The sequence below is a fragment of the Polaromonas sp. UBA4122 genome (assembly GCA_002381615.1).
GTDB lineage: Bacteria > Pseudomonadota > Gammaproteobacteria > Burkholderiales > Burkholderiaceae_C > Polaromonas.
This window is the reverse complement of sequence record DFWY01000010.1, coordinates 45,396-46,726: the sequence shown is the minus strand read 5'-3', so window position 1 is coordinate 46,726 and position 1,331 is coordinate 45,396. Positions and strand designations below refer to the sequence as shown.

At 63.8% G+C, this 1,331-nt stretch carries 1 protein-coding gene; it reads left to right on the top strand.

Features of this window, described 5'->3' with window-relative positions; translation table 11 throughout:
* Positions 1 to 1,331: alpha,alpha-trehalose-phosphate synthase (UDP-forming) (locus B3F77_RS01765; RefSeq protein WP_293603291.1), on the top strand; the 1,331-nt coding region annotated here is incomplete at both ends.

Genomic DNA, 1,331 nt, shown 5'->3' with positions numbered 1-1,331 from the left:
GCCCGCCGCTGGCGGCCTTGCCGTGGCGCTGGGCGAGGCGCTTGGTGCCGCGGGCGGCCTCTGGTTCGGCTGGAGTGGGGCCGTCGTCGAAGGCGGTACGCCCGGCGACGGCGAGCTGCATGTGCAACAGGCCGGCAGCGTCACGCTCGCCACCGTGGATTTGTCCGCTGAAGACCATGCCGGCTACTACCTGGGTTACAGCAACGGCGTGCTCTGGCCGGTGTTTCACTACCGGCTGGATCTGGCGCGCTTTGATGCGGGCTACATCGGCGCCTACCGCCGCGTCAACCAGCTGTTTGCCCGCAAGCTGATGACGCTGCTGAAACCCGATGACATCATCTGGGTGCACGACTACCACCTGATTCCGCTGGCCGCCGAATTGCGCGCGATGGGCTCTACCCACCGCATCGGGTTTTTCCTGCACATTCCCCTGCCGCCGCAGTTGGTGCTGGCGGCCATTCCCCAGCATGAATGGCTGATGCGTGCGCTCTTTGCCTACGATCTGGTCGGTTTTCAAACCGAGGCCGACCTGCTGCACTTCTCGCGCTACGTGCAGGCCGAGGCCGGCGCCGAGGACCTGGGCGGACACCGCTTTCGGGCCTTCAACCGCACCGTGCGGGCGGGCGCTTTCCCGGTTGGCATTGACGTGGACGAATTCGCTGCGCTGACGCATGCCAAAGACGCGTGCGACATGTACGAACGCATGAAAGAGGAATACTCGCGCCGCAAACTGCTGCTGGGCGTGGAGCGTCTGGATTATTCAAAGGGCCTGCCGCAACGCCTGCGCGCGTTTCAGTCCCTGCTTAAAAAATACCCGGAAAACCTGCGCAGCGCCACGCTGATCCAGGTGGCCTCACCGAGCCGTGAAGACATGGGCACGTACTCCGATTTACTCCAGGAACTGGAAAGCCTGTGCGGTGCCATCAACGGCAACTTTGGTGAACTGGACTGGATGCCGATCCGCTTTATCCACCGCAACGTGGCGCGCAAACGCCTGCCAGGGCTTTACCGCGCGGCGCGGGTGGCACTGGTCACACCCCTGCGCGATGGCATGAACCTGGTCGCCAAGGAGTTCATTGCAGCGCAGGACCCAGCCGATCCTGGCGTACTGGTGCTGTCGCGCTTTGCGGGGGCCGCGGAGCAGCTGAAAGAAGCCCTGCTGGTCAACCCCTACGACACCGATGGCACGGCAGACACCATACAGCGGGCGTTGCAGATGCCGCTGGAAGAGCGGCAGGCACGGCACCAGAAGCTGCTTAAAAATATCCGTGAGCAGGACGTGCACTGGTGGTGCACGTCGTTTCTGCAAGCGCTGGGCGAAGCCGGAAACG